This window comes from Ruegeria sp. BA12 (assembly GCF_056539625.1).
In genome coordinates, this window is sequence record NZ_JBQFVF010000008.1 from 68757 (window position 1) to 94651 (window position 25895).

24 protein-coding genes are annotated in these 25895 nt (G+C 58.0%); 19 read left to right on the plus strand and 5 right to left on the minus strand.

Annotated elements, in window-relative coordinates; translation table 11 throughout:
• Positions 1 to 45: 45 nt before the first annotated feature.
• Both ACR0B0_RS15150 and puuE read right to left on the minus strand, forming a co-directional pair.
• Positions 46 to 531: an ureidoglycolate lyase gene (locus ACR0B0_RS15150; protein WP_170350893.1), complete on the minus strand. Its 486-nt coding sequence runs from the start codon at positions 529 to 531 to the stop codon at positions 46 to 48.
• Complete coding sequence (gene puuE / locus ACR0B0_RS15155) at positions 528 to 1940, minus strand: allantoinase PuuE (protein ID WP_480648505.1); 1413 nt, start codon at positions 1938 to 1940, stop codon at positions 528 to 530. Before puuE ends, ACR0B0_RS15150 begins: the two co-directional genes overlap by 4 nt.
• 147 nt (positions 1941 to 2087) lie before the next feature.
• Here puuE and uraH point away from each other — a divergent pair, with 147 nt between their 5' ends.
• Positions 2088 to 2441, plus strand: coding sequence for a hydroxyisourate hydrolase (gene uraH / locus ACR0B0_RS15160; protein WP_170350891.1), 354 nt, complete (start codon positions 2088 to 2090; stop codon positions 2439 to 2441).
• Between the two features lie 8 nt (positions 2442 to 2449).
• On the opposite strand, the gene ACR0B0_RS15165 is transcribed toward uraH, so the two are convergent.
• Positions 2450 to 3367, minus strand: a complete 918-nt coding sequence (locus ACR0B0_RS15165; protein ID WP_170350890.1) for a LysR family transcriptional regulator — start codon at positions 3365 to 3367, stop codon at positions 2450 to 2452.
• Positions 3368 to 3468: 101 nt separating this feature from the next.
• Here ACR0B0_RS15165 and ACR0B0_RS15170 point away from each other — a divergent pair, with 101 nt between their 5' ends.
• Positions 3469 to 4701 carry a urate hydroxylase PuuD gene (locus ACR0B0_RS15170; protein WP_480648507.1) on the plus strand — a complete coding sequence of 411 codons (1233 nt, stop codon included), beginning with the start codon at positions 3469 to 3471 and terminating at the stop codon, positions 4699 to 4701.
• Between the two features lie 58 nt (positions 4702 to 4759).
• On the opposite strand, the gene ACR0B0_RS15175 is transcribed toward ACR0B0_RS15170, so the two are convergent.
• The gene (locus ACR0B0_RS15175; protein WP_480648509.1) at positions 4760 to 5668 is read right to left on the minus strand and encodes a LysR family transcriptional regulator; all 909 of its coding nucleotides are present in this window, start codon (positions 5666 to 5668) and stop codon (positions 4760 to 4762) included.
• Between the two features lie 156 nt (positions 5669 to 5824).
• Between ACR0B0_RS15175 and xdhA the strand changes: the two genes are divergently transcribed.
• The 10 genes from xdhA to ACR0B0_RS15225 all read left to right on the plus strand — a co-directional run bounded on the left by xdhA (position 5825) and on the right by ACR0B0_RS15225 (position 17354).
• Positions 5825 to 7288: a xanthine dehydrogenase small subunit gene (gene xdhA / locus ACR0B0_RS15180; RefSeq protein WP_480648511.1), complete on the plus strand. Its 1464-nt coding sequence runs from the start codon at positions 5825 to 5827 to the stop codon at positions 7286 to 7288.
• 14 nt (positions 7289 to 7302) lie between these two features.
• A complete protein-coding gene (xdhB, locus tag ACR0B0_RS15185) occupies positions 7303 to 9621 on the plus strand; it encodes a xanthine dehydrogenase molybdopterin binding subunit (protein ID WP_480648513.1) in 2319 nt (772 codons plus the stop codon).
• A 3-nt stretch (positions 9622 to 9624) separates the two neighbouring features.
• Positions 9625 to 10503 (plus strand): xanthine dehydrogenase accessory protein XdhC, encoded by an 879-nt coding sequence (xdhC, locus tag ACR0B0_RS15190; RefSeq protein ID WP_480648515.1) that lies wholly within the window; start codon positions 9625 to 9627, stop codon positions 10501 to 10503.
• 43 nt (positions 10504 to 10546) lie between these two features.
• Entirely contained in the window at positions 10547 to 12148 is a 1602-nt protein-coding gene (locus ACR0B0_RS15195; protein WP_170350884.1) for a xanthine/uracil/vitamin C permease, read from the plus strand.
• A 64-nt stretch (positions 12149 to 12212) separates the two neighbouring features.
• Positions 12213 to 13550 (plus strand): guanine deaminase, encoded by a 1338-nt coding sequence (gene guaD, locus ACR0B0_RS15200; protein ID WP_480648517.1) that lies wholly within the window; start codon positions 12213 to 12215, stop codon positions 13548 to 13550.
• Between the two features lie 229 nt (positions 13551 to 13779).
• Complete coding sequence (locus tag ACR0B0_RS15205; protein ID WP_170378014.1) at positions 13780 to 14370, plus strand: TetR/AcrR family transcriptional regulator; 591 nt, start codon at positions 13780 to 13782, stop codon at positions 14368 to 14370.
• Positions 14367 to 14630: a hypothetical protein gene (locus tag ACR0B0_RS15210; RefSeq protein WP_480648519.1), complete on the plus strand. Its 264-nt coding sequence runs from the start codon at positions 14367 to 14369 to the stop codon at positions 14628 to 14630. Before ACR0B0_RS15205 ends, ACR0B0_RS15210 begins: the two co-directional genes overlap by 4 nt.
• Before the next feature lie 9 nt (positions 14631 to 14639).
• Positions 14640 to 15791: an aromatic ring-hydroxylating oxygenase subunit alpha gene (locus tag ACR0B0_RS15215; protein ID WP_480648521.1), complete on the plus strand. Its 1152-nt coding sequence runs from the start codon at positions 14640 to 14642 to the stop codon at positions 15789 to 15791.
• An 18-nt stretch (positions 15792 to 15809) separates the two neighbouring features.
• Complete coding sequence (locus ACR0B0_RS15220; RefSeq protein ID WP_170552764.1) at positions 15810 to 16283, plus strand: hypothetical protein; 474 nt, start codon at positions 15810 to 15812, stop codon at positions 16281 to 16283.
• Between the two features lie 12 nt (positions 16284 to 16295).
• Complete coding sequence (locus tag ACR0B0_RS15225) at positions 16296 to 17354, plus strand: ferredoxin--NADP reductase (protein ID WP_170362082.1); 1059 nt, start codon at positions 16296 to 16298, stop codon at positions 17352 to 17354.
• 31 nt (positions 17355 to 17385) lie between these two features.
• Here the strand turns inward: ACR0B0_RS15225 and ACR0B0_RS15230 are convergent, their stop codons facing one another.
• Positions 17386 to 17919: a ZrgA family zinc uptake protein gene (locus tag ACR0B0_RS15230; protein WP_480648524.1), complete on the minus strand. Its 534-nt coding sequence runs from the start codon at positions 17917 to 17919 to the stop codon at positions 17386 to 17388.
• Between the two features lie 235 nt (positions 17920 to 18154).
• On the opposite strand from ACR0B0_RS15230, the gene ACR0B0_RS15235 reads away from it, so the two are divergent.
• The 7 genes from ACR0B0_RS15235 to speA all read left to right on the plus strand — a co-directional run bounded on the left by ACR0B0_RS15235 (position 18155) and on the right by speA (position 25877).
• Positions 18155 to 19426, plus strand: a complete 1272-nt coding sequence (locus ACR0B0_RS15235) for an imelysin family protein (RefSeq protein ID WP_480648526.1) — start codon at positions 18155 to 18157, stop codon at positions 19424 to 19426.
• 132 nt (positions 19427 to 19558) lie between these two features.
• Positions 19559 to 19852: a (2Fe-2S)-binding protein gene (locus ACR0B0_RS15240; RefSeq protein WP_170350875.1), complete on the plus strand. Its 294-nt coding sequence runs from the start codon at positions 19559 to 19561 to the stop codon at positions 19850 to 19852.
• Positions 19800 to 20285, plus strand: coding sequence for a bacterioferritin (gene bfr, locus ACR0B0_RS15245; RefSeq protein WP_170350874.1), 486 nt, complete (start codon positions 19800 to 19802; stop codon positions 20283 to 20285). Before ACR0B0_RS15240 ends, bfr begins: the two co-directional genes overlap by 53 nt.
• Positions 20245 to 21786, plus strand: coding sequence for a di-heme oxidoreductase family protein (locus ACR0B0_RS15250; protein ID WP_480648528.1), 1542 nt, complete (start codon positions 20245 to 20247; stop codon positions 21784 to 21786). The genes bfr and ACR0B0_RS15250 overlap by 41 nt, the downstream gene beginning before the upstream one ends.
• Positions 21787 to 21789: 3 nt before the next feature.
• Positions 21790 to 22800, plus strand: a complete 1011-nt coding sequence (locus tag ACR0B0_RS15255) for an imelysin family protein (protein WP_480648530.1) — start codon at positions 21790 to 21792, stop codon at positions 22798 to 22800.
• A 4-nt stretch (positions 22801 to 22804) separates the two neighbouring features.
• Positions 22805 to 23887, plus strand: a complete 1083-nt coding sequence (locus tag ACR0B0_RS15260; protein ID WP_480648532.1) for a DUF1513 domain-containing protein — start codon at positions 22805 to 22807, stop codon at positions 23885 to 23887.
• Between the two features lie 100 nt (positions 23888 to 23987).
• Positions 23988 to 25877: a biosynthetic arginine decarboxylase gene (gene speA, locus ACR0B0_RS15265; RefSeq protein WP_480648533.1), complete on the plus strand. Its 1890-nt coding sequence runs from the start codon at positions 23988 to 23990 to the stop codon at positions 25875 to 25877.
• Positions 25878 to 25895: the final 18 nt, after the last annotated feature.

Sequence of the window (25895 nt, forward strand, 5' to 3'; positions counted from 1 at the left end):
CCTCCCTTGAGAGACGTTAACCGGCTCCTCTTCCGGCTAGGTTTCTCATTCTGTGATTGTGAAGGGCTCCTCGAACCAATGCTCCTGAAGGTTGGGCCCGGTTCCAATTCGGTCGACCACTGCAAAAAGCCCGGGCGCGTGGAGCGGGGTCAGAACCCCATGCCACGTGTTGCGGTGATAATTCACGCCCTGCCCCGGTGCTGTTTTGAATGCGATAGGCTGTCCGGGGACTCCATCTTCGTCGGGCGCCACGACCACAACAAAGGGTTTGTCCGACAAGGGCAGGAAGGCCTGACTTCCATCCGGGTGACGTTCGACCATGTCCAGTTTGATCGGCAGGCTGAACGCCTCGGACTGAAACACGCTGATCCCGGCGCGCCCGTCACGGAAATCCAGCGCGGCGCGGTCATGATACCGCGCGCACTTGCCCTGATTGATGTATTTGTCCACATCACCAGCCACTTCGATGACATCGCCGAATGGCGCAAAGGCCTCGGACGTCAGGGGCAGAAGATTCAGGACAGTCGTCATCCCGCGAACTTCTCGATCAGGCGCAGTTCCGCGATCCGTTCGACCTGGCGGCAGGCTTCGGCAAATTCGGTGTCGCGGTCGCTGTCGATACGGCGGTTGAAGGCGTCTAGAATGCTGGCTTTCGTGTTGTCCTTGACCGCGATGATGAAGGGAAAGCCGAACTTGGTTGTGTATGCCTCGTTCAGCGCTGTGAAATTCGCGCGTTCTTCGTCCGTCAGCATATCCAGACCGGCCCCGGCCTGTTCAGCCGTGCTTTCCTTGGTCAGACGACCTGCTGCGGCAAGCTTGCCCGCCAGATCCGGGTGGGCAGTCAGAACACCCAGACGTTTTTCGGCAGAGGCCGTGCGGAACACCCGCGCCAGCGCGTTGTGAACTCCGGCAGCATTGTCATGGGTCGGCCCAAGCTCCAGATCATACGCGCCTTCGGCAATCCATGGGCTGTGTTCGAATATGCCGCCGAATTCGGCAACAAAGGTGGGCTGGTCCATTTCGGAAGGGGGCAAGCGTTGCATCGGGGGGTTCTCCTTTGCCCAGTGATCGGCAATCTGTTCGCGCGTCGCGAACCAGACACCGTCATGTTTCATGAAATGCTCCAACGCGCGTTTCAGCGCCATGGCGCGGCCCGGCCGGCCAATCAACCGACAATGCAGACCAATTGAGAGCATCTTGGGCGCACCGGCTTCGCCTTCGGCATACAGCATGTCGAAGCTGTCTTTCAGATAACTTTCGAACTGGTCGCCAGTGGTGAACCCCGCCTGAATCGCAAAGCGCATGTCGTTGCAGTCCAGCGTATAGGGCATGATCAACTGATCTTTGCCACCGGCCTTTGTCCAATAGGGCAAATCGTCGGCATAGCTGTCTGCGATATAGGCAAAGTCGCCTTCCTCGGCGGCCAGATCGACTGTATTCATCGAGCAACGGCCCGTGTACCAACCGCGCGGCGGCTGGCCCGTGACCTCGGTATGCAGACGGACCGCTTCGCGGATTTGCGCGCGTTCTTCGTCTGGGCTCATGTCTTTGTGTTCGATCCACTTCAAGCCATGGCTGGCGATTTCCCACCCTGCGTGCTGCATTGCCGCAACTTGTGCCGGTGCGCGGGCCAACGCAGTGGCCACGCCATAAACAGTGATGGGGAGGTCTTGGAGAAGCTGGTGAACGCGCCAGAATCCGGCACGGCTGCCGTATTCATAGATCGTCTCCATGTTCCAGTGTCTTTGGCCGGGCCAAGGGGCGGCACCGGTGACCTCGGACAAAAATGCCTCGGACGCGGCATCACCATGTAAGATGTTGTTTTCACCGCCCTCTTCGTAGTTCAGCACAATCTGAACCGCGATTTTGGCATCATTGGGCCAATTGGCTGTGGGCACTTGCCCACCATAGCCGGTCATATCTCGTGGATAACGCGTCACATCAATTTCCTTCTTCTTGAAATGATGAATACCCCAGATAATCGACGATGTTTTTCAAAAAATACAACAAAGAGTTTCGGCCAGTCAGCCTTTGCCTCTAGGGGAGTAATCGGATTAGTAATTTCCAAGTTTTAGAGAGAGGCGCAAATGTCAGGTTACCTAACTACACATGTTCTGGACACGGCGCGGGGGTGCCCTGCCGAGGGTCTGAAAATCGAACTTTTTCGAATTGAGGGGACTGGCCGTACATTGCTGAAAACCCTGGTCACCAATGACGACGGCCGCACGGATGAACAAATCCTGCCCGAAGCCGAGTTTTCATTGGGCGAGTACGAATTGATTTTCTACGCCGGGGAATACCTGGACGCATCTGGCACTCCGCCCGAGGATCCACGTTTTCTGAACATAATCCCAATCCGCTTCGGGATGTCCGAACAGTCGCATTACCATGTGCCGCTGCTTCTTTCGCCCTTCGGGTACTCAACCTATCGCGGCAGTTGAGCCGACTTTTAGGGCGTGTTTGTCTCAGCAATCGTTGAACCAATACGCTCGATTATGAACTCCATGAACAGGCGTGTCTTGGGGTCCTGCATACGACGGTGGGTAAACAAACACGCCATTTGAATCGGTTCCGGTGGTGTTTTAACCGCGACCGGAACCAAGGTGCCGGCGTTGAGGTACTTTGAAATCTCAAATACCGGCTTCAACGCGATGCCGTGCCCGGCCAGGGCCCAATCCGTCAACACGTCGCCATCGTCTGACTCGTACCGCCCTGAAACACGGAATCGCTTTGGTCCGGTTTCGGTTCTCAAAAGCCACTGGAATTCAGTTGCACCGGGAAACCGCAGGCTGAGGCATTCATGCCCGTTGGCGACAATATCGTCGCCACTTTCTGGCATCCCATGTTTCTTGATGTATTTCGGGGAAGCACACAGAACCCGTTCCACGTCAGCAATCTTTCGAATGCGCAAATTGCTGTCTTCGGGCTGACCAAGGAAGAAAGCCAAATCCAGGCCTTCGGTCGTGATATCCACATTTCGATCAGTCAGCCTTAGCCGAACATTCACCTCAGGGTATTCTGCCAGAAATTTTGGCACCTGCGGAGCTATCAGACGCCGACCAACCCCCAAGGGGGCGGCGATATATAGCGATCCCTTGAGGTTCTCTGTGATATTGACGATTTGCGCTTCGGCGTTCTGGACGGCTTCAAGAATTTCCGTCGCCCCCCGATAAAACGATTTTCCCTGTTCTGTCGGCGTCAGGCTGCGCGTTGTACGTTGAAACAGACGTACACCAAGATGTTCTTCAAGCTGGGAAATCCTAGCCGAGGTTACAGCCGGTGAAACCCGCAAATCGCGGCCCGCGGCAGACATGCTGCCCAATTCATAGACACGGACAAAAGTGCGGATGTTATCGAAGTAGGACATTTTTTTGCATTTTTTGATACTGCTTGGTCTTTCGCAGCAATACCAGAACAAACCTCTATCGCATAGAGTGCACAGGAACTTTGAACTTTAGGAGCAATGCCATGTACGACTTGGCCGTAATGTGGGAGTGGATCGCCTTTTCTGTCCGCTGGCTGCATGTGATCACCGCGATGGCGTGGATTGGCGCGTCATTCTATTTTATCGCGCTGGACCTCATGCTTAAGCCAAACCCTGCCCTACCGGACGGGGCTTATGGCGAGGAATGGGAAGTACATGGCGGCGGGTTCTATCACACCGTCAAATACCTTGTGGCGCCTGCCCGGATGCCCGAACATCTGACCTGGCACAAATGGCAGAGCTATACGACCTGGCTATCTGGAGCGGCCCTTCTGATGATCATCTACTGGGTCGGCGGTGAGCTGTTCCTGCTTGATCCAACCAAGGTGGATTTGGCGCTGTGGCAAGGCATCCTGATCTCTGGCGGTTCACTGACTATCGGATGGTTGCTGTACGATCAGATGTGCAAATCCAAGCTCAGCGACCACCCGACCGTGTTGATGCTGTTGCTATTCGTGATCCTGGTGATCATGTCTTGGGGTTATAACCAGATCTTCACTGGCCGCGCTGCGCTCTTGCACCTTGGTGCGTTCACGGCAACGATCATGACGGCCAACGTGTTTTTTCAGATCATGCCGAACCAGCGGATCGTGGTCGAAGACCTCAAGGCCGGTCGGACGCCCGACGCGAAATACGGCAAGATCGCCAAGGTGCGTTCGACGCACAACAACTATCTGACCTTGCCGGTCGTGTTCCTGATGTTGTCGAACCACTACCCTCTGGCTTTCGGAACCGAGTATTCGTGGATCATTGCCAGCCTGATCTTCCTGACAGGCGTGACCATCCGGCATTACTTCAACACCATGCACTCGACCGGGGAAGGCCCGCACTGGACCTGGGCTGTCACGGTCATTCTCATGGTCATAATCGCTTGGCTGTCTTCGGTCAGGCCAACAGAAACATGGGAAGACGCCGAAGCCCGCGAGCTGACGCCATATGAACAGAAATATGCGTCAGCCGCCGGTTTTGAGGCCGCGTATGACACGGTGCTGGGCAATTGCTCCATGTGTCATGCGCGCGAGCCGGTCTATGGCACAATGAAATGGGCACCCAAGAAGGTTTACCTTGAAACACCCGGTGACGTGGCCCGGCAGGCCGACCAGATTTATCTGCAGGCCGGGATCAGCCACGCGATGCCGCCACCATCGGCGGTTCAGATGGATGAAGAAGCACGCCAGACCATTGTTGCGTGGATCAACGAAGTCAGAGATGAATAGCACCAACAGAGAAATTGGTGACAGGCAAACTGGGTTTTCATACCCAGTTTTTTGTTTTTCAGCCCGGCGCGAAAAAGCGTTTGCTGTGCTGCGCGATATGTTCGACGAACAGGCGCACCTTGGGGTCCTGAAGCTTTTTATGCGGATAAAGGCACCCGAAAATCGTCTGCACTGGGGGTGTCTTCGGTAGGACCTCGACCAGTCGACCGTCCTCAAGATAGTCCCGCACGTCAAAGCGTGGTTTGTTAACGATCCCTTTGCCCGCCAGCGCCCAGTCCGTCAGCACGTCCCCATCATCCGCATCGTATTTACCGTGAACTTCCAGCTTTCGCGGTCCCATGTCGGTGTTGAGGGTCCAGAAGTATTCGGGCGATCTGGGATACCGCAGCAAAAGGCAGTTATGGGGCGTATGCAGAAGGTCATCCGGCGTATTGGGCACGCCAAAGTTCGACAGATATTCCGGAGACGCACACAGCACGCGATCGCAATCCGCAAACTTCCGCAGTTTCATGGTGGAATCGCCGGGCTCACCGATAAAGAACGCGATGTCCAATCCGTCGGCCATCATGTCCACCTTGCGGTCCGAAAGACGCATGCGAATCTCTGTTTCGGGGTAGAGTTCCGAGAATTCCGGCACCAGAGGCGCGACGATTCTACGCCCGACACCCAGCGGCGCGGTGATGCGAATGGCACCTCGCGGGGCATCGGAAAAGCTCGCAACGCGCGCTTCGGCGTGATCGATCGCCAGCAGAACGGCTTTGGCCTCATCGTAGAAAACTGATCCGACTTCGGTTGGGGTCATCGACCGGGTCGTTCTGTTGAACAGCCGCACACCCAAATGGTTCTCAAGCTCTTTCAATCGTTTGCTGGCCACCGCCGGGGTTAACCGCAGGTCGCGCCCGCCGGATGTAATGCTGCCCAGCTCCATCACTCTGACAAAAACACGCAGGCTTTCGATGTACGACATTCGATCCTCTCCTTGCGGAAAGACTGCGCCATGGCGTTTTATTTTTCAACGATCTGTTGAAAGTATTTGCCGTTTCCGGCGATTTTAAGACTCAATCGTTGCGCCTATGGTCCCCCCGATCACCCACCTGAAAGGCAGGGGCATAGGGAGAATACCATGACGCATCGCACCGACATCCAATTTGTCCTGAATGGCAAGGATGTGTCCGTTCCAAACGTATCCGCAGACCAGACGCTTCTGGATTTCCTGCGGTTGGAGCGTCGGCTGACAGGCACAAAAGAAGGCTGCGCCGAGGGCGACTGTGGCGCGTGCACCGTTCTTGTTGGACGGCTTGGCGGTGAAGGTCTGGCCTATGTTCCCGTGAATGCCTGCATCCGGTTTCTTGCCTCGGTCGATGGCTGCCATGTCGTGACGGTCGAACACCTGTCCGGCCCGGACGGTCGTCTGCACCCGGTACAACAGGCGATGATTGATCACCACGGCAGCCAGTGCGGGTTCTGCACGCCGGGCTTCGTCATGGCGCTATATGCACTGTGGATGCAAACGCCCGAGCCGACCAAAGCGCAGGTTGAAACCGCGCTGCAGGGCAACCTGTGTCGCTGCACCGGGTATGAGCCAATCATCCGTGCCGCCGTTGCCGTCAGCCGCTATGGCACCCCGGCATCGGACCACCTGAATACCGAACGTGAAACCATGACCGCACGTCTGGCCGCGCTCAAGGACGATCGGCGCGTTGTATCCGGACCGGAAGACAACCTGAGCATTATCCCCTCCAGCGTTGATGACCTTGCCGATTGCCTGCAGAACTATCCCAAGGCCACGATCGTGGCCGGTGCCACGGATGTGGGTCTTTGGGTCACCAAATTCCTGCGTAACATCGGGCCTGCCATCTTCACCGGTCATCTCGAAGACCTGAAAACAGTCGAAAGACAGGGTTCCCTCCTCCTGATCGGTGCTGGCGCCAGCTACACCGATTGCCAGGAACTTCTGTCTGAACACCTGCCACACCTGTCCTCCTACTGGGATCGCATCGCAGGGTGGCAGGTGCGGAATATGGGAACCGTCGGCGGAAATATCGCCAATGGCTCGCCCATCGGGGATACGCCGCCGGTTCTTATCGCGCTTGGAGCGGAAATCACGCTGCGGCGCGGTTCCGAAAGCCGGACGCTGCCTCTCGCTGAATTCTTCATCGACTACGGAAAGCAAGACCGCCAACCCGATGAGTTCGTCGCAAGCATCCATGTGCCCCTGCCCGGACCCGATGATCTGAATGCGGCCTACAAGATTTCCAAACGTCGTGACGAGGACATCTCCTCGGTCGCTGCTGGCATTCACATTACGGTCAAGGACGGCACCATCAGCAATGCGCGCATCGCATTCGGCGGTATGGCTGCCACGCCCAAGCGAGCCACTGCTGCCGAGGCGGCGCTGAACGGTCAATCCTGGTCGCGGGAAAGCTTTGAGGCCGCCGCCGAGGCGCTGGCTGAAGATTTCAGCCCTCTCACCGATTGGCGCGCATCGTCTGACTACAGAATGCTATCCGCCCAAAACCTGCTGCGTCGCTTCTACCTTGAAAACGACGCCCAAACCGACGCCCCCGTTCAACTGGCTTGCGCCTGATAAGGAGACAAAAAATGAAAGATAACGTTTCCATCACCGGGGCGGCCCACACCAATGTCAAACATGACAGCGCGATCAAGCATGTCACCGGACGGGCCGATTACACCGACGATATTGCCCAGCCCGAAGGCACGCTGCACGCGTATCTCGGCGTCTCGGACGTAGCGCACGCCAAGCTATTGGGCATCGACTTCACCGACGTTCTGGCCACGCCCGGCGTTGTCGGAGTGTTGACCGCGGATGATGTGCCGGGGGCCAATGATATCAGCCCGACACATCTGAACGATGAACCGGTTTTCCCGACCGATGCCATTCAGTTTCATGGGCAGCCTTTGTTTGCCGTTGTTGCCGAAACCCGCGACATCGCGCGCCGGGCCGCGGATCTGGCAAAAATCAACTACGAAACTCTGCCCCATGCGCTGGACCCGATTGCCGCGCAGGAGGCCGGTTACCCGCATGTCACGGCACCGCTCAAGCTGGAGCGCGGAGATGTCGCCCCGGCGCAGGCTACCGCCCCCAACCGGATCAAGGGCCGCATGAGCGTTGGCGGCCAGGATCACATGTACCTCGAGGGTCACATCGCCTTTGCCATTCCGGGCGAAGACGACGATGTGGTCGTGCATTGCTCAACCCAACACCCGTCCGAGGCGCAGCATATGGTGGCGCATGTCCTGGGCGTGCCGTCCAACGCCGTTGTGGTCAACGTGCGCCGTATGGGCGGTGGCTTTGGCGGCAAGGAAAGCCAGATGAACCTGTTCTGCGCGGTTGCTGCCATGGCTGCCAAAAAGTGGAACCGCGCCGTGAAAATCCGCCCCGACCGGGATCAGGACATGACGGCGACCGGCAAACGCCATGACTTTGTGATCGATTATGACGTCGCCTTTGACGATGATGGCCGCATTCAGGCTGTCGAAGGCAGCTTTGCCGCGCGCTGCGGGTTTTCAGCAGACCTTTCGGGGCCCGTGACCGACCGGGCGCTATTCCACGCAGACAACGCCTATTTCTATCCGAACGTGCGCCTGAACAGCCACCCGATGAAAACCAACACGGTTTCGAATACCGCATTCCGTGGGTTTGGCGGCCCCCAAGGTGTGATCGCGGCAGAGCGGATGATCGAAGAGATTGCCTATGCCACCGGGCAGGACCCGCTGGATGTACGCAAGGCCAACTTCTACGGCACCACGGACCGCAACATCACCCCCTACCACCAAGAGGTCGAAGACAGCATTCTCGACCGGTTAATCGGAGAGCTGGAAGAGACATCGGAATATCGCAAGCGCCGTCGGGAGATCATCGAATTCAACAAGACGTCGCCGATCCTGAAAAAAGGCATCGCGCTGACACCAGTCAAATTCGGCATTTCCTTTACAGCGACTTGGTACAATCAGGCTGGCGCACTGGTGCATGTCTACAATGACGGTTCGATCCACCTAAACCACGGTGGCACCGAAATGGGGCAAGGCCTGAACACCAAGGTTGCGCAGGTCGTGGCCGAAGCCTTTCAGGTCGATTTCAGCCGGATCAAGATCACCAAAACGACCACCGAGAAGGTTCCCAACACCTCAGCCACGGCTGCCTCGAGCGGGACTGATCTGAACGGCATGGCTGCGTTGAACGCGGTCGAGCAGATCAAAGCGCGTCTGGTGAAATTCGCCGCTGAGAACTGGGATGTTACACCCGAGAACGTGGCCTTCCACGCCAATCAGGTGCATATCGGCGACGAAGTTCTGCCTTTCGACACGTTCATCAAACAGGCCTATCTAGCACGTGTGCAACTTTCGGCGGCCGGGTTCTACAAGACGCCGAAAATCCACTGGGATCGGGCCAAAGGACAAGGCCGCCCGTTCTACTATTACTCCTATGGCGCGTCCTGTTCGGAAGTGACAATTGACACCCTGACTGGTGAGTACCGGGTAGAGCGTACTGATCTTTTGCACGACGTTGGACGCTCGTTGAACCCTGTGCTGGACAAGGGCCAGGTCGAAGGCGCGTTTATTCAGGGCATGGGGTGGCTGACCACCGAAGAGCTTTGGTGGGACGACGCGGGCCGTCTGCGCACCCATGCGCCGTCGACCTACAAAATTCCGCTCGCGTCCGACCGTCCGCGCATCTTCAATGTGAACCTTGCCGACTGGTCGGAAAACCGCGAGCTGACCATCAAACGCTCCAAAGCTGTCGGAGAACCGCCGTTCATGCTGGGCATTTCGGTGTTCGAGGCGCTGTCGATGGCCGTGGCCTCTGTCGCTGATTACCGCGAATGCCCGCGCCTTGACGCGCCAGCCACCCCCGAACGTGTGCTGATGGCAGTTGCGCGGCTGCAAGCGGGGCCCTGAGCCATGACTGCCCCCGGTTCCCTTAGCGAATTCCTGTCCACGCAGCACAGCGTGATCCGCGTAGCACTGACACGTGTGCGCGGGTCGTCGCCGCGCAATGAAGGGACAGAGATGTTCGTGGCACCCGGGGCGCTGTGGGGAACCATCGGTGGTGGCCAATTGGAGTTCATGGCCATCAACGCCGCCCGCGACATGCTGCGCGACGGGGTGTTGCATCAGGATCTGGATGTGCCGCTTGGCCCGGAAATCGGCCAGTGCTGCGGTGGGCGGGTCGAGATGAAACTGACCCGCATGCGTGCGTCCGACAAATGGGCCGCCACGGAACGCGCGACCCAGCGCGACGAGGCTTTGCCACACGTCTATGTCATGGGCGCAGGTCACGTGGGGCGCGCTTTGGCCAATCAGTTTCAGCATCTGCCGGTGCGCTGCATCCTCGTCGACACCCGACCCGAAGAGGTCGAGCTTTGCACAGCCAATGTCGAAACCCGCGTCAGCGCGATCCCCGAGACGGATATCTGGGGTGCGCCTGCGGGCAGCGCCTTTATCGTTCTGACTCACGATCACGGGCTTGATTTCCTGCTGACATCCGCCGCGCTGGAACGTCAGGACACCGCTTATGTGGGGATGATCGGATCCGCCACCAAGCGAGTGAAACTTAAGAACTGGGCGCACAAACACTGTGACGGACAGTCTATCGAACACTTGAAATGCCCTATCGGGGCAAGCGGTAGCCGCGACAAGCGGCCCAGCGTCATCGCCACCTTCGTGGTGGCCGAGGTGATGGCTGAATTGACCTCTGAAACTGCCGCGACCGCCCCGACCGGGGCAAACCAGGCGCCCCTGCGGGGCCACCATCACGACCGGAAAGGGAGATCGGCCTGACATCTGTCGGGCCATTCCGGTCACATCAGAGGAGGAGACCGTCATGGACGGGAGGACCTACGAATACAAGCTGTTTACCCGCAGCGACTTCAGCGCTTTCTGGGCGCTGTTTACTGACAACCTCGTGAATCTGCTGATCCTTTCCGGGGTCTGCCAGTTCGTGTTTCAGATGCCCGCCGAAATCGTGTTTGGCCGCATTGTTCCCGGTGCCGCCGTCGCGATTTTGGCCGGTGTTGCCGTTTATACGTACCTCGCCAAATGGGCCGCAAACAAACGGGGTGAAGACGTCACCGCCTTGCCCTACGGCATCTCGACGCCGGTTATGTTCGTCTACTTGTTCGGTGTGATCGGACCCATCTACTGGGCGACCAATGATCCCATGCTGGCATGGCAAGTGGGCATTGGCGCCGGGTTCATGGGCGGCATCGTTGCGGCCTTGGGTGCCATTGTCGGGCCTTATCTGAAGCGGATCACGCCGCGCGCCGGGATGCTGGGCACGCTGTGCGGTATTGCGCTGGTCTTTATCGGTTCCGTTCCGTTGGCCGAGGTGTTCGAAAACCCCATCATCGGCTTCACGTCGCTGCTGTTTATCCTATGGGGTCTGATCGGGCGTTTTCGCCTGCCGGGCAATGTTCCGGCCGGTCTGGTCGCAATTGCTGCCGGTACGGTGATTGCTATCATCCTTGGTGAATCCAAAATCGACGTCAGCGGCATCGGCTTTTACCCGCCGGTCCCCTATTTCGGTGACCTCATCGCCGGTGTGCAATACCTGTTCGCCAACCCCGAGCTGTTCCTGGTGCTGATCCCGGTACAAATCTACAACTTCATCGAAACCATGAACAACGTGGAATCGGCCGAGGCTGCAGGCGACCACTACCCGGTTGGACTGTGCCAAGTAACGGACGGCGCAGGCACAATGTTGGGTGCGCTTTTTGGTTCGCCCTTCCCGACAACCGTTTACATCGGGCACCCTGCCTACAAGCGGCTTGATGCACATGCCGGTTACATCGTTGGTGTGGCTGTTGTGATCGCTGCCGCCGCTTTCCTGGGCTTCTTGTCCTTCCTTGCGGGCCTGATCCCGATTGCCGCCGCGGCTCCGGTCCTGGTCTTTGTTTCGGTCAGCCTGATCACCAACACGGCCTGGGCTGTAAAGCCGATGCACATGGCTGCCGTATCCTTTGCGATCCTGCCTCACATCTCGGCCTTCCTGATGGTCAAGTGGGGGTCTCTGATGAACGCTCTGCGCAGCACCGGTGTCGAGGGACTGCCCTCGCTGGGTGACGAAGGCCTGACCGCAGCACTACTGATGGAAGGTGCCCATTACGAAGGACACCTTGCCCTGAGCCAAGGTGCGATCATCACGGGTCTGGTCTGGGGTGCCATTGTGGCCGACGTAATCGACGGCCGGTTCCGGATGGCGGGCGCGTTTGCTGTCGCTGGTGGGCTGATGTCCTCTGTTGGGATCATCCATTCCTACACGTTGCAGGTGCCTCAGTTCGACGGGATCACCATTGGTTACTTGATCATCGGCGCGTTCCTCTACGTCTATCCGATGTTCGCACCCAAAGAGGATCTTGAGCATCGTGTAATCGTACCGGATGAGCCTGATCTGATCGACGACGACTCACCTGCACAACAGGCCTAATCCATAGCGGGGCAGTCGCAGGGCTGCCCCCTACTCTTTCCCTATCCTACAAACGAGACCTTTCATGACACAGAGATTGCTTCGCGGTCGTCTGCTGACCTTTCATCGCGAACCCCTAAGCGGCGAAGATTCCGGCGCGTATACCTATCTTGAGGACGGCGCCCTGCTGATCCAGGACGGAATCATTCAGGATACCGGACCCTTCGCCGAGATCAGCGCGAAAGCCGGGGATGTGCCTGTGACAGACCATCGCCCACACCTTATGATGGCCGGGTTTATCGACACGCATATTCACTTCCCCCAAGTGCAGGTGATCGCCTCATGGGGCGCACAGCTTTTGGACTGGCTCAACAATTACACCTTCCCGGAAGAAACCCGTTTTGCCTCGGATGCACACAGCGCGAACATGGCCCGGGCATTCTACGATCAGCTCGTCACGCATGGCACCACGACCGCGGTGGCCTATTGCTCGGTCCACAAAACCTCGGCGGATGCGTTTTTTACTGAAGCGACCAGACGAAACATGCGCATGCTTGGCGGTAAAGTCCTGATGGACCGCAATGCGCCAGAAGGTCTGCAGGACACGCCGCAAACCGGGTACGATGACACCAAGGCGCTGATTGCGGACTGGCATGGCAAGGGCCGCAACGGCTATGTCATCACACCTCGGTTCGCGATCACATCGACGCCGGAACAGATGGCCATGACGCAGTCCTTGGCGCAGGAGCATCCGGATTGTCACATCCAGACGCATCTGTCGGAAAACAAAGATGAGATTGCCTTTACCAAGCAGCTTTATCCGCAGGCGCGCGATTATCTGGATGTCTACCAATCCTTTGGTCTGCTGGGGCAAAAGACTCTGTTGGGGCACTCGATCCATCTGGAGGCACGCGAGATCGACGCGCTTGCAGAAACCGGTGCACATCCCGTGTTTTGCCCGACCTCGAACCTGTTCCTGGGCAGCGGCCTCTTTGATCATGGCGGGCTGAGCGCGCGCGGTATCTCAAACGGGATCGCAACGGATGTCGGTGCTGGCACCAGCTACTCGATGCTGCAAACCTTGAACGAAGGGTACAAGATTCTGCAATTGCAAGGGCTGGCTCTGCATCCCCTGCAGGCCTTCCACTGGGCTACGCGAGGTAATGCCTGCGTTCTGGGTCTGGAAGACAAAATCGGAAACCTCGACCCCGGAACCGAGGCCGATGTCGTTGTTCTGAACGCCCGCAGCACCCCCGCCATGGCCCTGCGTATGGATCGCGTTGGCAGTCTTGCAGAAGAATTGTTCGTCCTGCAGATGATGGGAGACGATCGCGCTGTTGAAGAGGTCTATGTATCGGGTACGCCCAGCAAATCTGTGACCGGCCAAACCTCCGAAACCAACTTTGCGTTCGATCCCGCGTAAATAATAACTGACCTGTGTTTGGCCGCTCCGTAACCGGTTAACGGCCAAGCATTTCAACGAACTGCCGGTGCAGCCCGGTGCGGCCCGGCGCAACTAACGATCCTTTCCGCTTTTCATCATTACTAACCGAGATCGGGTTTTCACCGCTCTCAGTTCGAAAATAAATTGTCATGGTTGACAAAGTATATTTCTCGCTTATTTGTCATTCGTGACAATAAACGAGATCCTGATGCCCAGACCTTCGCTAAAAGACCAAAGATCGCACGAAATACTCGACGCCTATCTAACCTGCGTGGCGCGGTTCGGGCTGGAAGGCGCGACCCAGGCGCGGATCGCCGATGAAGCCGGCGTCAAGCGACCGCTCTTACGCCATTACCTTGGAAACAAGGACGAAATGATAACCGCGCTGGCCGAATACGTGATTGCCGGATTTACCGCGTCATTGGACGGTTTGCGTCAGGCTTTGCCAGACACGGCGACACCTTCGGACCTGGTAGACACCTTGTTTTCCGAAGATAGCGGAACCGATCCACGGCTGATGCTGGCCTATCAGGCACTGGTCACCACAGTGCCCGATCGCCCCGATCTGCGCCAAGGTCTGATGGACAGCCTCACGGATTTCTTCGACGTGGTCGAAGCAATCCTGCGGCGCGCGGCCCCAATGGCACCAGACGCAACCTTACGCGCAGCAACACAGGGCATTTCGGCAATCTTTGTCAGTATGGACGCCCTGTCCCCGTTGGACCCACCCGAAGCATGGCGCGCCGAATTGAAACTGGCCGCCTCTCTACTGGCATCGACACTGGAGGCTAAAGTATGACCCCGACGCGAACGGTGAACTACATTGCCCTGCCCATCCTGCTGGTGGCCACTGTGCTTGGTCTCTACTGGGTTTGGGGGCTGCTCTTTGTCTGGTGGATCGTCCCAACCATCATGAACGGACAAGCCTTTCTGGTGTTCGAAATCAACCGCGACGATGACCCGGTTCTGTACTGGGCCATCGTCGGCCTCTGGGCTGTGCTGGGTCTGATGATGATCGCCGCCAGCCTGTTTCCCCAATATGCCCATCTTCTTGCCTGAGGTACTCTGATGACCAAAATGTATCACCATCTACCGGTCGAGGCTTACACCTCGCAGGACTGGTTCGACCGCGAACAGCGCCAGATCTTCTCGCGCACTTGGCGTTTTGCCGGGCTGGTTGAAGATATCGAAGGACCGGGCCATTACCTGTCGATTCAGGCCGGGCTGAACAATCTGTTCATCGTCATGGGGCGCGATCACCGGCTGCGCGCCTTTCACAACATCTGCCGGCATCGGGGTACCCAGTTGATCCGCGCGGTCGGCAAGACACAAAAAGCGCTGACCTGCCCTTATCACGACTGGACCTATGATCTTGAGGGCAACCTGATCTCGGTCCCGGATGAGGCGTCGGAGTTTCCCAACGGTGTCGACAAATCCTGCCTTGGCCTCAAACCGGCCAGCGTGGATGTCTGGCGCGGGATGCTGTTCGTGCATCCGGACCCTGACGCCCCCACCCTTGCCGAATGGTTCGGAGAGGTCGATCCCCTGTTAGGCCCGCACAAGCCCGAGGAACTGGTCGAGTATACCGACGGGCGCAACACCTATGAAATCAAGGCCAACTGGAAGATCGTTGTCGAGAATTACATCGACGTCTACCACTTGAGCCATCTGCATTCGAATACGCTGCATATGTATGACCATGCCAAGGCGGAATACGGATGGAAGGGGCCGCATTACCACTTTTGGGAACCCCCGTCCGAGGCCTACGCGAAGGACCACGAAGCCAAACTTCCTATGCCGCGTGTGATCGCTGAACCTCATACCGGTGCGTGGGTTCCTATGCTGTTTCCCGGCATTGGTATCGGGGCCAGCGAAGAAAGCTGGAATCTGTTCATCATCACACCGTTGGCCCCCGATCTGACACGGATCGAGAACCGCACAAAGGTTGCCAACGCTTCGAACTGGGAATTCCAGAAGCAACAGTGGAAAAGCGCGGGCTTTTGGAGGGATTTTGGCGGCCCGAAATATCAAGGCGACGATGCAGCAGGCGCAGATGATCCGATGACATCGGGCGATTTCACGACCGAAGATATCTATGCCTGCGAACAGCAGCAGAAATCGCTGAAAAGTCCGTATCTGGAAATCGGCCCCGCTGGGATTGGCGAAAGCCCGATCACGCAGCACCAGAAAGTGGTGCTGGATTTCATGCAAGACAGCTGAATGCCCCGGAGATTGATCATGAAACCAATCCAAGCCACCCTGATCGGAGTTGCGCTTGCATCGGTTCTGGTGCTGACGGCGCAAGCTGACGCACCGGAAGACATCGCCGCGCGTATCCTACAAGCGCAGGATGAACAAAGCCTGCTTGCCACCTGGAGCGATTGGCACCCCGATGCCACGCATCAGATCATCCTCAAATACGGGATGGGGCAGCCGGACGACGTGTTCTCGTACCGTGTCGGGGATGACACCGACGCGGAAGACCCCGAGATCGCGAAGGCGTTGGAAGGTTACTCAGAAACAGCCCGATCAGCGCCCGTGATTTCATCGCACACCGAGGATGGCGTGTCGCACGTCACAGCCGTGACCGATGTCGATTATGATTGGCAGGGATACAGCGGCAGAATGCGTCAGACAGACAACTTTGTCTTTGCGCCTTATCTTGGCGGGACGGTGATCCAGTCCTTGACCACGACCTATGATTACCGATGACGGGACCTTGTTATGCAACGTGACTTTCATACCCTGACCGTGTCCGACACTCGCCGAGAGATCGGCGGCGCGGCCACCAGTGTAACTTTCGACGTCCCGCCCGATCTGACCGATCTGTTTCAATGGACGGCCGGGCAACATCTGACGCTCAGGTTTCAGATTGCCGGTGCGGAGCAAAGGCGCAGCTATACCATCTCGAACCCGCCGGGATCGGCGCTGCGTATCACGGTCAAGCGTGTAAAGGATGGGATCGTTTCCAACCACATAGGCGACACCCTGTCGCCCGGTGGCACGGTCGAGGTCATGCCCCCATTCGGGCATTTCACCTTACAGCCCGGAGCCCTGAAACGCCGCACCCACTATTTCTTTGGAGCCGGCAGCGGTATCACGCCGCTTTACGCGATGATCAATTCCGTTCTGACCGATGAACCCCATTCTTCGGCCCATCTGGTCTTTGGCAATGCCAATGCGAACAGCATCATTTTCCAGGATGAGCTTGAGCAGTTGCTGGAACAACATCCGAACCAGTTCACCCTACGCCATGTCCTGTCGCACCCCTCCATGCTCAGCTGGTTTTCACCGTGGCGCACAGGGCGGTTGGACGCAGATGTCATTCAGGCGGCAATCACTGAAACGCCTCCGGTGGCGCAAGACACTCACTATTGGATCTGCGGCCCCGGCAGTATGAATACGGATATCCGGGCGGCGCTGCGGAATCTGGATGTGCCAGACGATCGCATCCACATGGAAAGCTTCGGCGGAGACGCCCAAGACGACCTGAGCGAACCCGGCATGGCCGCAACCGCCCGGATCAGGCTTGACGGCAAGGTCTCGGAGGTGCCTGTTGCTGCTGGGCAAACCCTCCTTGACGCGGCGATTGCAGCCGGTCTGAACCCACCGTTCAGCTGCCAATCCGGTGTGTGTGGTGCCTGCGTCGCCCAGCTTGAGGACGGCGCCGTTCATATGCGCAACCGGATGGCTCTGGAGGATCGTGACGTCGAGAAGGGGTTGATCCTGTGTTGTCAAAGCGTCGCAACACAAAAGGAGCTATCCCTGCAGTTCGAAGATTAGGTTATGTCAGGGCGTTTTGACATAACCCACCTTACTTGAACGTCAGATCAGGTGCGCCGCGCGTGACATTTTGCGTGCGGCTTTTACCAGCTTGATCAACCCGCACGGCCAGATTTTCAGCCGTCGGGAATCGTTCGAAATATGCAAAGTGGATGGCCTCAATCACGTCGATATTCTTGCATCTTATCAGGTATTCAGCCTGAAATTCGTTTGTGTCATCACCATCCGTCCGCGTGGTGTCTGTGTCTTGCCCCAAACCTATGGCCGAAAGTGTGACATTGGCCATCGCGGCAAAACACTCGGCCTCTTCGGGCACAACAAACAACTCCAGAGGTTTGGACAGGTCGGAAATGGCGACGGCAATAGAGTCCCGCCCTTCATCGTTTTGTGCAGGCTTCTCGGTGCCAAGAATGCCGGCGGCGGGGACTGCCAGTGACAAGGTGAACTCGGCCCCGGAAACCACAATGTCCAGATCAATCGCGGTATGATCCTGCGCGACAGCGGTATGCGCCTGCGACACAAAAACCGCAGAGATCAGGATCAGGGCGAAAGCTGCGCTTTTCATAAACAGGCACCACTAAACAAAGAATCACCCGGATTATTCTAATATGTTTCAAATCCCGTGCAATCTTGGGCCCACGCATCGCGCCCCACCAATATTGGGGAGTATCGGGGCGACCAATATTATCCGACTATAAAACTCAGGTTGACATAGGTGACTATTTCACTCAGTTAATACATCATACGCGCCACATAACCGGCGTATGAAAACCTTTTTCTGACTGGAAAGTGTCACCCCCATGACCCGATTTTTCACCGCCACCAGCATCCTTACAATTGGTGCTGCCTCCGCAGCTTTTGCAGCTGACGCACCCTCGAAAGCCGAAGTTCTGAATACCTACGCAAACATCGCCGAAGCCAAATATGACGATAGCCTGATCGCTGCCAAAGCGCTGCAAGAGGCCGTAAACGCCCTGATCGCCGACCCATCCGATGCCACCCTGAACGCGGCCCGCGCCGCCTGGGTCGCCGCGCGCGTGCCCTATCAACAGACCGAGGTCTACCGCTTTGGAAACGCCATCGTTGATGACTGGGAAGGCAAAGTGAACGCCTGGCCGCTGGACGAAGGCCTGATCGATTATGTCGATGCCTCCTATGGCGGACCCACTGATGAAAACGAGTTTGCCGCGCTGAACGTGATTGCCAATCCAAGCTTTGAGTTGTCGGGCGACGCCATCGACGCCAGCGAAATCACCCCCGAACTGCTGGGCGAAACCCTGCACGAGGCTGACGGGATCGAGGCAAACGTCGCCACCGGCTACCACGCCATCGAATTCCTGCTATGGGGTCAGGACCTGAACGGTAACGGCGCGGGCGCGGGCAACCGCCCGTATACCGATTATGTTCAAGGTGACGCCTGCACCGGCGGCAACTGTGATCGCCGCGCCCAGTATCTGAGCGCCGCGACCGCCCTGCTGGTCAGCGACCTGGAATGGATGGCCGCACAATGGGCCGAAGGTGGTGAGGCGCGTGCTGCACTGAACGCGAATGAAACCGCTGGTGTCAGCGCGATCCTAACCGGCATGGGTTCGCTGTCCTATGGCGAGCAAGCAGGTGAACGTATGCGCCTTGGCTTGATGCTGAACGACCCCGAAGAAGAGCATGATTGCTTCTCGGACAACACCCACAACAGCCACTATTACGACGGCTTGGGCATTCAGAACGTGTATCTGGGCAGCTATACCCGCATCGACGGCACCCCGGTTTCGGGCGCTTCGCTATCGGACTTGGTGATCTCGTTCGATCCGTCGCTGGACGCCGAGATGAAGGTCAAGCTGGCCAAAACCATGCAGGCCCTGGGCCGCCTGAAGTCGACCGCCGAGGCCGGTTTCGCCTATGACCAGATGCTGGAACGCGGCAATGAGGGCGGCGAGCAACTGATCATGGGCGGCGTCAACGGTCTGGTCGATCAGACCAAGACGATCGAGCGTATCGTGACCGCTCTGGAACTGGATCAGATCGAGTTTGAAGGCTCCGACAGCCTGGATAACCCTGACGCGGTTTTCCACTAAGCAAACCCCGGATCGGGGCGTGCGCAAATTCACGCCCCCGGCTTTCCTGTCACGCAAAATTGTGACTTTCAGCTGGACCCGAAACAAATAACTTACTAATTAAGTAAGAAATCTATCGAGCACAGATTCGCTATGATCGTATGTCACTGCACAAATATAACTGACCATGATATCCGCGCCGCGATCGATTGGATGCGGACAGCAGATGCACACACGATCATCACCCCCGGCAAGGTCTACCACGCCCTTGGAAAATCAGCGGATTGTGGCGGCTGCATGCCGCTTTTTCTGGACACAATGCGATCGAACGATAATCTGGAAGTCCCCATGCAGCTCCGTGCCCTACGCACCAGAGCAACTCAGGAGAAAGCAGATGAAGGGCAACCCCAAGGTAATAGAATACCTCAACAAATCTCTGCGGCATGAGCTGACAGCCGTCAGCCAGTACTGGCTCCATTACCGCCTGCAGGAAGATTGGGGCCTTGGCCACATGGCCAAGAAAAGCCGTGAAGAATCCATCGAAGAGATGGGGCATGCCGACAAGCTAATCGAACGGATCATCTTTCTGGAAGGCCATCCCAACCTGCAGAAACTGGACCCGCTGAGAATTGGTCAGAACCCCAAGGAAACACTGGAATGCGACCTGGCAGCCGAGCAGGACGCGCGCGCGTTGTACGTAGAAGCGCGGGATTACTGTAGAGAAGCACAAGACTATGCCTCTATGTCGCTGTTCGAAGAATTGATCCGCGATGAAGAAAGTCATATCGACTTTTTGGAAACGCAGCTCGACCTGTACGAAAGGATTGGCGACGCCAATTATGCGCAACTCAACGCATCGAAAATGGACGAGGGCGAGTAGCCTTTTCATCCTGTCGGTGGTCGCCCTTGCGGCCACCCAAACCCCAGCCGCCGAGCTGCGGGACTATCACCTGAATTTCGAACCCAGAACCGAGGATGAGCGTGCGCGCATCGCCCGTGTCACCGCTGCGCCCACCGATTTCAGCACGCTCCAAAGGTTCGAGGACTTGCCCGCCGGTGCCGCAACCGTTCGCACCCGTGCCGACGCTGATGCATTTTCGCAGCCCTCGGGCAACCTGAGCTTTGAGCAAGAGCTTGACTTTAAGGTTGGAAACGGGCTGTTCAAGAAAATCTGGGTGTCTTCTCCGGCCTCAACTCTGGCCTCGGATGGGCTGGGACCGCTGTACAACGCCCGCTCGTGCCAGCGCTGCCATATCAAGGACGGGCGCGGGCACACGCCCAACGGTCCGGATGACAATGCAATTTCGATGTTCCTGCGGGTCTCGATCCCCGGTGGCGGCGGATATGACGAGATTGAGGATTACATCGCCACCCAGCCCGAACCAAATTACGGCGGCCAGATGCAGGATTTGGCACTGCCCGGTCATCCGGCTGAATATCGCCTGGATATCACTTACAAAGACGTCCCGGTCACTTTGTCAGATGGCGAAACCGTCACTTTACGCAAACCGACCTACGCGGCGGCTGACCTTGGATACGGGCCGCTGCATCCAGAGGCGATGCTCAGTCCTCGTGTGGCGCCACAAATGATCGGCCTTGGATTGCTCGAAGCGATCCCGGTCGCGGATCTGCTGGCCAACGCTGATCCCGACGATGCCGATGGGGATGGGATTTCCGGGCGTCCCAATATCGTCTGGGCGATGGAATATAGCGCCCCGATGATGGGTCGGTTCGGGCACAAGGCCGGGATGCCCACGATCATGGAACAATCGGCGGCGGCTTTTGCCGGTGATATCGGCATATCAAGCCCACTTTACCCCGCCAGCCACGGCGATTGCACCGATGCTCAGATTGGTTGTGCGACCGCCCCGCACGGGGACGGTGACGTGCGCGAGTTCGAGATCGACCAGATCGGAATGGACCTTGTTGCCTTTTACAGCCGCAACCTGGGCGTTCCCGCCCGGCGGGACGTGGACGACCCTCAGGTGCTGCACGGTAAGCAGGTGTTTTACGACACTGGCTGCGCGTCCTGCCACACGCCTGCCTTTGTCACCCATCGCATGTCAGACCGGCCCGAACAGAGTTTTCAGCTGATCTGGCCTTATTCCGACCTGTTGCTGCACGATATGGGCGAAGGGCTGGCTGATAACCGCCCCGAGGGTCGCGCCACAGGGCGCGAATGGCGCACGCCACCGCTTTGGGGCGTTGGGCTGACTGAACAGGTTTCGGGCCACACCCAGTTCCTGCATGATGGTCGCGCGCAATCCTTGCTGGAAGCCATCCTCTGGCATGGGGGTGAGGCACAGGCAGCCCGCGATACGGTCGTGGCCATGCCCAAACCCGACCGCGATGCCCTGATCCATTTTCTGGAAAGCCTCTGAAACATGCGTATCCTTGTTGCTGCTGTTGCATTGACGCTGCCCCTAACTGCGCTGGCGCAGGACCATGGGCCGATCTTGTCAGATGCGGTCGAAGGGCACATCCTTCCAGGCTTTGCCTCACTGGCTGAAACGACCGGGGTGTTGGCCCAAACAGCACAAACCGATTGTACCCAAACCTCGCCCGAATTGCGGGGCGCCTATCACGCGGCCTTTGACGACTGGATCTCGGTCAGCCATCTGCGCTTTGGCCCGTCCGAGGTGGACGACCGCGCCTTTGCGCTGGCCTTCTGGCCCGACACCAAAGGGTTCACCCCCAAAGCCCTGTCCAGCCTGATCGCGACCGAGGATGCGGCTGTGGAAAGCCCCGAAGGTTTTGCCGAGACATCCGTCGCCGGACGTGGCTTTTTTGCGTTAGAGCAGATGCTTTATGAGCCCAATTTTGCCGATCAGGGCAGCGCCACATATCGCTGCGCGTTGATACAGGCCATCACCACCGATATCGTCAGCAATGCCCGCGCGATAAACGCAGATTGGGGCGGCTATGCAACTGCCCTAACCCAACCGGGCGACGACAGCCCCTATCGGTCCGACGATGAGGCCATGCAAGAGCTTTACAAGGCGTTGGTGACCGGACTTGAATTCACTGGCGACACCCGCCTTGGTCGTCCGATGGGCACCTTCGACCGCCCGCGCCCCAACTGGGCCGAGGCACACCGTTCGGAACGCGCGCTTCGTCATGTGGAACTGTCCCTGACCGCCCTGCGCGATCTGGCCGCGCGCCTGTCAGCGGACCACCCCAAGATTGCCGCCGATCTGGACAGCGCCTTTGACAAGGCCATCATCCGCGCGCAATCGCTGGACGACCCGGTGCTGGCCGGGGTCGCCACTCCGCAGGGCCGCCTTAGGGTCGAGGCGTTGCAGCAAGCCATCAACGATATCCGTGCGATTGCCTCGGCCGAGCTGGGTCCGACGCTAGGCATCAGCGCCGGGTTCAATTCACTGGACGGGGACTGACCTGTTGCCCAGCCGTCGTCATTTTCTGGCCGGTCTGGCCGCGACCAGCCTTTCGCCGATACAAAGCTGGGCCGCAGTTGGTTCGCCCGACTATCTCGCCGCTGCCCTGTTCCCGGATAGCAGCTATCGACTAGCCGGGCTGGATACGGGTGGAAACATCCTGTTTTCCATACCTCTACCTGCGCGCGGCCACGCGGCGGCAGCCCATCCGCACCGCGCAAAGGCTGTGGCTTTTGCCCGTCGTCCCGGCACATTTGCGGTGGTCATCGATTGCGCCACAGGCACCGAAGTCACCCGACTTAACGCCCCACACGGTCGCCATTTCTATGGCCATGGCGTCTTTTCCCCCGACGGCACTCGTCTGTTCACAACTGAAAACGACTATGATTCCGGAGACGGCGTGATTGGCGTCTGGAACACAGACAGCTACACCCGCATAGGCGAGTTCACTTCGGGCGGGATCGGTCCGCATGACATGCGATTGATGCCCGATGGTCAGACGCTGGTCATCGCCAATGGCGGCATCGAAACCCACCCCGAGACAGGGCGCACCAAGCTGAACCTGCCAACCATGCAGCCACGGCTGACCTATCTCGATTTATCCGGCACGGTTTTGGAGCAGGTGGAACTACCACGCGCGCTGCATAAGAATTCGATCCGCCATTTGGCTGTACGGCACGACGGTATGGTGGCATTTGCGATGCAGTGGCAGGGGGACAAGGTGCATCACCCCCCTCTGCTGGGCCTACATCGTCGGGGCGAAGCACCGCGTTTGCTTTCAGCGCCTGATGCCGCGCAAAGCACATTGCAAGGCTACGCGGGCAGTGTCGCCTTTGCCGGGGATGAAACCACGGTTGCCATCACCTGCCCACGCGGCAACGCCTTGCACCGGTTCGACGTCGCGAATGGCCAACTGAACGGGGATTTCCCGTTGGAAGACGTCTGTGGCCTTGGCTTCGGCCCCAAAGGGTTCGTTTTCACCACCGGCACCGGGATAGTCGGAGAGCTGACATCCACCCCCCGCATTTCAGCCTGGCCGGACTGTCATTGGGACAATCACCTGATCCCAATTCGCAAGCCTGCATAAACTCGGCAAATCCCCCCACATAGATTACACTTGGAAGAATCAAAATGCTGCCGTATTGGCGGGCGCTAAACCGGCACTTTAACCGCAAGGACTGACCTGATTGAAACAGACGCCCGACGCACCGCATTCCATCTACGGGGTAGAGAAATGGGGCAAACGCCTCATTGAGGTGACGGAGCAGGGCGAGATCGGTCTGCGCAATCCCCTAGTGCCCGAGGCGGCGGCAATCAGCCTGCCAGGTATCCTGCATGATCTGGATGAACGCGGTATTAAGGCACCGATGTTGCTGCGCATCAGTTCGTATCTGGAAAACGAGATTGCGCATATCAACGAAAGCTTTCACGATGCGATTGCACGTGTCGGCTACAAAGGCAGCTATCGCGGCGTATTCCCGATCAAGGTGAACCAGCAGGCCCAGGTGGTCGACCGGATCGTCGAGTTCGGTAAAAAGTACGACTATGGGCTCGAGGCTGGCTCCAAGCCCGAACTGGTTGTCGCACTGGCGCACCGTCTGGCCCGCGAGGCGCTGATTGTCTGCAATGGCGTCAAGGATGCCGAGTTCATCCAACTGGCCATCCTCAGTCGTAAGATTGGCTTCAACACGGTCATCGTTCTGGAAAGCCCGAAAGAGGCGGACACGGTGATCGAGGTCTATAACGAACTGAGCATCGAACCCCTGATTGGTGTGCGGGTCAAACTGACCAATCAGATCAGCGGCAAGTGGGAAGAAAGCTCGGGCGACCGGTCTGCCTTTGGCATGAACACTGACCAACTGGTCGCCACGGTGGACAAGCTGAAAGCGGCAGGTTTGCTGCATTGTTTGAAGCTGCAACATTCACACCTGGGCTCTCAGGTGCAGGACGTCAACGACGTGCGCCGCGCCGTTGGCGAGGCCTGCCGGTACTACACCGAACTGACGCGCGAGGGCGTGCCGTTGACCCATCTGGACCTCGGTGGCGGCATGGGTGTGGACTATACGGGTGAGAAAAAGGCTGCCGAGAACTCGATCAACTACACGGTCGAGGAATACTGCGCCAACGTGGTTGAAACCGTGGCCTACGCGATGGACGAGGCCGAGGTCGAACATCCAACGCTGGTGACCGAGAGCGGGCGCGCCGTGGTGGCGACGTCGTCGATGCTGGTGTTCAATGTGCTGGAAAGCACCTTGTATGACGCACCGAACGGCCCCGAGGTCGAAGCGGACGATCACCATCTGGTCTCGGACCTTGCCGCGATCAACGGGTACCTCAGTACCGAGCGTTTGCAAGAATGCTGGAACGACGCAAATTTTTACCGCAACGAGCTGCGCGCGTTGTTCCGCCGCGGCTATGTCGATCTGCGTCAGATGGCCCGCGCCGAACGCATCTATTTATCGCTGATGGCCCGCCTCAAGGCGCTGGCAGCAAGCGATGATTTGGAAACGGATGTGGACGACCAACTGGAAAAAGTGGCCGATATCTACCACTGCAACTTCTCGCTGTTCCAGTCGCTGCCCGATGTCTGGGCCATTGACCAGTTGCATCCAATCGTGCCTCTGCAAGGTCTGAACCAAACTCCGGACCGCCGCGCGGTCCTGTCCGACATCACCTGCGACAGCGACGGTAAGATCGACCGGTTCATTCTGGCCGACGGTGTCTCACCCAGCCTGCCGGTGCATACCCTGCCCGAGGACCAGGAATACCTGATGGGCGTGTTCTTTGTCGGTGCTTATCAGGAAACACTGGGCGATCTGCACAACTTGTTCGGGGACACCAATGTCGTAACCATCGACCTGCGCGCTGACGGTGGCTTTGACCTGCTGCACGAACAAGAGGGCGACACCATCAGCCAGGTCCTGTCCTATGTCGAGTTCGACCCCAATGATTGCGTCGCCGCCTTCCGCAAAATGGTGGACGAGGCGATCTCGACCGGTACTCTGATGGCCAAGGACCGCAAAACCCTGATGAGCGCCTATCGCGACTCGATCAACGGCTACACCTATTACGAATAACCCCAGAGAGGAGATTAC